General features: G+C 65.2%; 4 protein-coding genes and 2 pseudogenes. 2 read left to right on the top strand and 4 right to left on the bottom strand.

What is annotated here, in order from left to right:
- Positions 1-185: 185 nt before the first annotated feature.
- The 3 genes and pseudogenes from DT057_RS33630 to DT057_RS33620 form a co-directional block, all read right to left on the bottom strand.
- Positions 186-674: pseudogene (locus tag DT057_RS33630) on the bottom strand (transposase); the annotation flags it as partial.
- Positions 675-847: 173 nt separating this feature from the next.
- Positions 848-2,182: a hypothetical protein gene (locus tag DT057_RS33625; RefSeq protein WP_128566356.1), complete on the bottom strand. Its 1,335-nt coding sequence runs from the start codon at positions 2,180-2,182 to the stop codon at positions 848-850.
- A gap of 2 nt (positions 2,183-2,184) precedes the next feature.
- Positions 2,185-2,415, bottom strand: a complete 231-nt coding sequence (locus tag DT057_RS33620) for a hypothetical protein (protein WP_128566355.1) — start codon at positions 2,413-2,415, stop codon at positions 2,185-2,187.
- Between the two features lie 390 nt (positions 2,416-2,805).
- Between DT057_RS33620 and DT057_RS33615 the strand changes: the two genes are divergently transcribed.
- Entirely contained in the window at positions 2,806-3,000 is a 195-nt protein-coding gene (locus DT057_RS33615; RefSeq protein WP_308220174.1) for a DUF4113 domain-containing protein, read from the top strand.
- Here the strand turns inward: DT057_RS33615 and DT057_RS33610 are convergent.
- On the bottom strand, positions 2,994-3,260 hold the full coding sequence (locus DT057_RS33610) for a hypothetical protein (protein ID WP_128566354.1): 267 nt from the start codon (positions 3,258-3,260) through the stop codon (positions 2,994-2,996). The two genes, DT057_RS33615 and DT057_RS33610, sit on opposite strands and share 7 nt — an antisense overlap.
- Positions 3,261-4,704: 1,444 nt before the next feature.
- Between DT057_RS33610 and DT057_RS33605 the strand changes: the two are divergent.
- Positions 4,705-5,601, top strand: a pseudogene (locus tag DT057_RS33605) (hypothetical protein); the annotation flags it as partial.
- Between the last annotated feature and the right edge of the window lie 494 nt (positions 5,602-6,095).

Genomic DNA, 6,095 nt, shown 5'->3' with positions numbered 1-6,095 from the left:
GGCCGTTCGGGCGAGACTGATCGGGGATCCGGAGCTGGCGCGCTATCGAGCGGGATGAAACGGCTGGCAGGGTGATGGGTTGGTCGGCGAAGGAGAGCGCCGATGTCCTCAGCCCAGTCCAAAGATCTGCGTCGGCGCGTGGTGATCCTCCCCCGGTTTCGCGGTTCTCCCGCACTTTGCGTGGATCAGGCAGCCAGGAGGATGCGGCGACGAAGGAGCGCGAAGCTGGCGCGGCCGTACATGGTGCGCTTGAGCATCTTCAGCCGACTGATCTGCCCTTCGGTCTGAGCGTTGCTCCACGACGTCGTCAGCGCCGCCCGAACGGCCGCCCTATCCTGCGCCAAACCGGCCGCGAAGGTCTCCCGCGCAGCGACACCGCAGGTCCGGGTTTCGAGCAGCCATCGGTCGAGCTCGCCGGGCAGGGTCCGCCGGCCGGTCACCGCCCAGGCCACAGGCCCGCACGAGCATCGTGAACCGCCGCGCCAGATCGGCGATCCGTGCGGCTTCAGGATCTGCCGGATGCGGGCGAGGTCAGCCGCGGCGCGGGGCTGCAGAGTCGCGAGGGACTGCACCAGGATCCAGGCCAGCTGCTTCGGAGGAGGGATCGGCACTGCGCTGACGGCCTCAGCGTTCGTCGATGCAGTCCGTGACAGCCATTTGTGGGCCGTGCGCCGCGCCGGCCTCTCGAGCAGCATCCGATCACGCCGCAATCGGCCGCTGCTCCAGGTTTTTGAGTCTGCCGCATTGTCTGCGGCGAACCGGTGTCCACTTCGCCGGAAAATGCTCTAGGTCGGCGGTAAAAGTGGAGGAGTCGACGGTCCGAGGGTTGGGCATGGCGTCCCCGGGATCAGCGATAGCGCCAAGCCGTGCCGTCGCAGAAGACAGGACTGAGCTTCGTGCCGCCACCGGTCGTCACGACGGCGTCGTATGCCGGCGACGTGGCATCAGTGACGTAGGCCATCGTGCCCACCGACGCCGGCACGCAGGCGTAGAGCGTTGAGACGGTGAAAGGCGCCAGCCTGAACCCGGCCGTCATCACCGCGCCCGCGGCCGTGAGGACACCAACGGGGTTCACGTTCCAGCCCGTGCCAGTGATCTGATATCCGCTGTACACGCCGCCCAGCCGGATGCCTGTCTGAGCATGCGTCAGATCCAGTATGGAATTGTCGGACACGAGCCGGTCACAGCAGAGCGTGATGCCGTTGACCGAATTGGCGGCGTCGCTCGGTGTATCATAAGCCGAAATGGCGAGCGCAGCCGACGAGCGCCGAGGACCGCCCATGAAGATCTGCAAGGCATTAGCGCTTCCGCCCGGCGCGCGGGCACCATAGTCCAGCCGATAATTATTGAGGTCAATCTCGACTGAATTAACGTTGATGCGGTTGGTGCCGTTTGAGATCTGCGTATCGATCGCCGCGCCCCATGTTGCCGATGCGTTCGTGTCGGCATAGGTCATCAAGGCGAAGTTGGTCTTGCCGCCGTTGGCGGCCTGCATGTTCGGTTCATAGCGCCAAATCACGCTGCCGTCCGCGATGTCGACGCCCGGCGTCGTACCGGTTGGACCTCCGCTCGCCGCAGAAGTGCCTCCCCGCGTGCCCGGCTTGACCACGTACATCCGCCCGCCGTTGATCACGGTAGAGCGAGCCCTGTAAGCGGAACGGCCCTGCCACGCGGTCGGATAGCCGCCCGTCACGTGCATGTTGAAGAGGTTGGCGTACTCGCCCGTGTCGGAATTGCCGGAAGCCGTGTACCAGCGGGCCAGCCCGGCGCGGGTAAGATCCTGCGCGACGCCGTTGAACGGCCCGAGGATGGGCTCGGCTTTGAGCGAGCCGTGAGTGATCCAGGTGCCGTTCGTGGGAGCGCTCGTGATCAGATCGATGGCGTTTTCTGCCCCGGCACCAACTGAGATCGATTGAGAGAACGCGGCTCCGGCTGGAATCTGCGAGGACGGAAGACGACCGTCAGCGCCCAGCGTCGCCAATCCGTTGGCCTGCGCGCGTTGATAATAGAGCGCGTTCACCGCCGACATCGTCTTTTGGAAGGCCGTGCGCAACGGATCGCCGGTGCGATCATTGGCGGCCGGGTCGACGTTGATAGCCAATGGCAGATCGGTCGCGCGCGCGCGGTCAACCCCCGCCACCAGGAAAGCAGTGAGGACTAGGGTCGGACGAGACAGTGCCATGGTCAGGCGCCTTCCGACAGTTCGCGCGCGTGGTCTTCAGCCTGGGTCTTGCTCAGGCCGGCCCCCCCTACGGCGTCGCCTAGGAGGACGGCGAAGCGGCCGCGCCCCTGATGCTTGACCCAGTGGTCACCCACCTTCTCGTCCTCGGCGCCCATCACCAGCTCGCCCTCGCCATCGGCAGGGTCGTAGCCGTCAACGGCGAAGAAGGGGTTAGCATGCGCCTTGGCGAGCATCCAATCCTCCGTCCCTCGACGGCCCGACGGGAGCGAACTCTAGCCCGTCCCAGGGTCGTCGGCTTGAAGCCCTTGAAGGTCACGCGCGCCATCAGCACGTTGAGCGGCGGCCCGACGGCTAGAGCATTTTCCGGCGAAGTGGACACCGGTTCGCCGCAGACAATGCGGCAGACTCAGAAACCTGGAGCAGCGGCCGATTGCGGCGTGATCGGGTGCTGCTCTAGGTGAGGTGGAACGTCGGGCCGCCGCTATCGCCGGCTCGGGATCTCCGGGTCGGCGACCTGCAGGCTCGCGCACGATGGTTGACGAACTCGTAACAGCCCGGCCCCACATCTCCGGCAGCCCTCGTGCGATGTTCGACGCCATCGACCGGGAGCGCTGATGGGGGCGATGGACCCCTGCAACGCGCGGTTCGGGCGCGGCAGCGTGGTGCCGGCGCGGGCGGGGCCGATCGAGATGCGGAAGTGGTCGACGAAGTTCGAGATGCGCGCACCGCGCTACACGACGCGGCTGGCCGAGGAGCCGGTCGTGCAGGCGCAGGTCGACAGGGCGGAGGCATCGGCACAAATTGGCCTACCTCACTGAAGCGGTGGCCGGTCCCGCAGCAGAGCCATCAGCAGCGCCGTCGTGACGGCTCGGCGCCTCGCGTCCAGATCGCAGTCCGGTTCCGCCATGAAACACTTCGCGGCCGGGTAGGCGTCCACGGCAGCCGCGATGTCGACCGTGAAGACGCCGACCTCGTGCGCCCGCGTCGTCGGATCGGCGAGGTAGACCTCAACCGCCTCGGCCAGGGCTTTCATGTCGATCGGCGGCGCAACGATCGTCTTGGGCTGGTCGTCGCTCATAGCCATCCGGCCTCCCTCACCATCGCGCTCTCCGCCTGCGATTCGCGCGCCCTCGCGCGTGCTGTCGATCGCCGGCAGAGGGTCATGAGAGCGGCCATGCCGGCGAGCACGAGGACGGGCGTGGAGAAGGCGTGGGAGGCTGCGTTCATGCCTTCGCCCGTAGCATCGCCGTCCTTACCGCGCCGTTCCGAAGGCCGTCCACCGCGTCCACCCGCGCCATCACCTCTCGGGCCAAAGGATGCGCCAGGACCGCCGCGCTGGCGACGAGAAGGTGCTCGCCCATCGCGAAGATCGCGGGACGCGACGGACCCGCGAGCGATTTTTGCGTGCAGGGGGAACGGGTGATTGGTTGTTCGCTTTGCCAGAATGCGAGCGGGTCTCGAGTTGCGAGTGCAGGTGTTCGATGGCGAGTGGCCCCGGCATAAACAGCCTGAACAGCTCAGGTGCGAGTCTGACAGGAGCGAGCAACACCGGTCTCAATAGCACTGCGACAATCGGTGCGGCTACGACCAACCCTGCCTTGGGCTCAGGCTCGATCGGTTCCACGGCAAATGTCGTCGGCCCAGGCTCAATCGGCGGGACCGGAAACGCCATCGGCTCGAGCACGACGATCACGAGCCCACAAACGACTGTGGGGACGACGGGAGCGGGAGCTAACCTGAGCAGCACTGGCACTTCTGCCGGTGGGGCTACGACAGGGTCGAGCATAGGTGAAAGTGCAGCGGGTACGGGAAGTGCGCTGGGCTCGACCGGTACAACCCCGAATGATAGCCCGAACGTTATAGGTACGAGCTCGGGCACCTCGAGCGCTGGGACAGGCGCGAGCCAGGGTAGCACTGCTGGTTCAGTGTCGAGTGTCATCGGCAGCAGCTCGACGACAGGAACAGCCGCAGGAATGACTGGCCCCTCGATGGGTACTAGTCTGGGTGGAAATGCATCCAGCACTGCCACGGGCGTGAGCGGCTCGAGCACTGGCCTCACCCAAGGTTCAGTAGGAACCGGAACAGATGCCGGCCTAGGCAACGGAAGCTCTGGCACCAACTCAGTTGCGTCCGGTACGGGTACGACGGCAAGCAACGCAGGAACAGGAACAGGGCTGGGCGGTGTTGCTACCGGATCAGCTGATGGTAGTACCAGCTCTCCGGCGGGCGGCAACGGGGTAAGTACCGGTCCCGGAGGCACCAACACGGGGACGGGTTCAGCCTCTAGCGGAACGGGAACTGGCCTAGGCGGCGGAGGCACGGGGGCGGGAACAGGTCTGAGCGGGACAGGCACCAACACCAACTTCGGCGGCGCTACGGTCGGCCCGGACGGCACAGGCATCGATCTGCTGGCTCACTTACAGGGTGCCGGCGGCTCAGGTAGCGTGACAAGCCCTGTCATTGGGGCTCCCGTGCCCGATAACCGGTCGACCCATCTCAATAACGTCTTTCCTTCAGTTACAGACCATACTAACTTGGTCGATGACCTTTATTACCTGTCCCATAATCTCGACGTGCTCGCCGCTGGTATAGACCCGGCGGTGCACTACGCACAGTATGGATTTCGGGAGGGCCGCAACCCGGATGCGTGGTTCGACACCAAAGGCTACTTGGAAGCCTATCCAGACGTGGCGGCGGCCGGTATCAACCCAGTCGACCATTATCTGCTGTTCGGCTGGAAAGAAGGGCGCGACCCTTCCACGGGGTTTGACACGACTGCTTATCTGGCGGCCAACCCTGATGTCGTCGCAGCAGGGCTCAATCCACTCTCACACTTCCTTGAGTACGGCCGCACCGAGGGTCGCACCCCGCGCGGCGACGGCGCTTTCGATCATTCGACTGCCGCGCAGGGCAGCGCTCCGGCGCTGGCAGCCGCATCAGGTCACCTCGGCCCAGTCGATAGCCCGGTGGTCGGCAGCACACTCTTGGCCACAGGCACCAACCACCTCAACGACGTCTATGCCTTCGTCTCGGGCGGCTCTCCCCTGGTTGATGACTTGTACTACTTCTCACACAACCTCGATGTGCTGGCTGCCGCTCTCGATCCGACAGCGCACTACATTGAATATGGAGCTCGGGAGGGTCGCAATCCAAATGCGTGGTTTGACACGACAGGCTACCTAACCGCCTATCCGGACGTCGCGGCGGCCGGCATCAACCCAGTCGACCATTATCTGCTGTTTGGTGCTGAGGAAGGTCGGGACCCTTCAGCCGGGTTCGACACCACGGCCTATCTTTCAGCCAACCCCGACGTTGCCGTAGCGGGCATTAACCCTCTCGTGCATTTCCTCGAGTTCGGTCGCGCCGAGGGTCGTAGCCCACTTGGCGATGGTAGCTTCGAACATGGCCAAAGTGGCTGAATGTTCTAATACAGAACTCAAATCATCGCCTGTTGATACTTGCGATCATTATTAGATCATGTTGTTCGTTGAGGGAACTGAAGTTCACGAGCGGGCTGTGGTCTGCCTGCCTTTCGGCCTTTGGGAGAAGGTCGTTCCGGGATGACGCACGCCTGTTCGGAAGACCTGCGCGGGCGGGCCTTGGCCCGCGTTGATGCCGGGGAGACGATCCGGGCTAGCGGCCGAGCCCCGCCCATCCGCCCGTCCTGCGTCTCGAAGTGGCGCCAAGCCGAAGGCGCAGGCGGGCGCGCTCACACCGGGTCAGATCGGCGGGCACAAGAAGCCGGTCCTGTCGGGTGAGCCAGGCCGGTGGCCGGCCGAGCGGGTCCGGCGCGGGCCGTTCACGGTGCGCGGCCTCGTGGCGGAACGGGCCGCAGGACCGGGCGGATGTCGCGCGCAAGCGTCGACGCCGGCAGGCGCATCGAGCCAAAGTCGCTCCGCGTCGCCGCGTCTTC

This window comes from Methylobacterium crusticola, from assembly GCF_003574465.1.
In the GTDB taxonomy this organism is placed as follows: Bacteria; Pseudomonadota; Alphaproteobacteria; order Rhizobiales; family Beijerinckiaceae; genus Methylobacterium; species Methylobacterium crusticola.
Note: the sequence above shows the minus strand (reverse complement) of the source record. Positions and strands in the feature narration are given on the sequence as shown.

Coding starts and splice junctions, on each gene's coding strand:
- DT057_RS33625 (WP_128566356.1), bottom strand. CDS start 2,182: ATGGCACTGTCTCGTCCGACCCTAGTCCTCACTGCTTTCCTGGTGGCG.
- DT057_RS33620 (WP_128566355.1), bottom strand. CDS start 2,415: ATGCTCGCCAAGGCGCATGCTAACCCCTTCTTCGCCGTTGACGGCTAC.
- DT057_RS33615 (WP_308220174.1), top strand. CDS start 2,806: ATGGACCCCTGCAACGCGCGGTTCGGGCGCGGCAGCGTGGTGCCGGCG.
- DT057_RS33610 (WP_128566354.1), bottom strand. CDS start 3,260: ATGAGCGACGACCAGCCCAAGACGATCGTTGCGCCGCCGATCGACATG.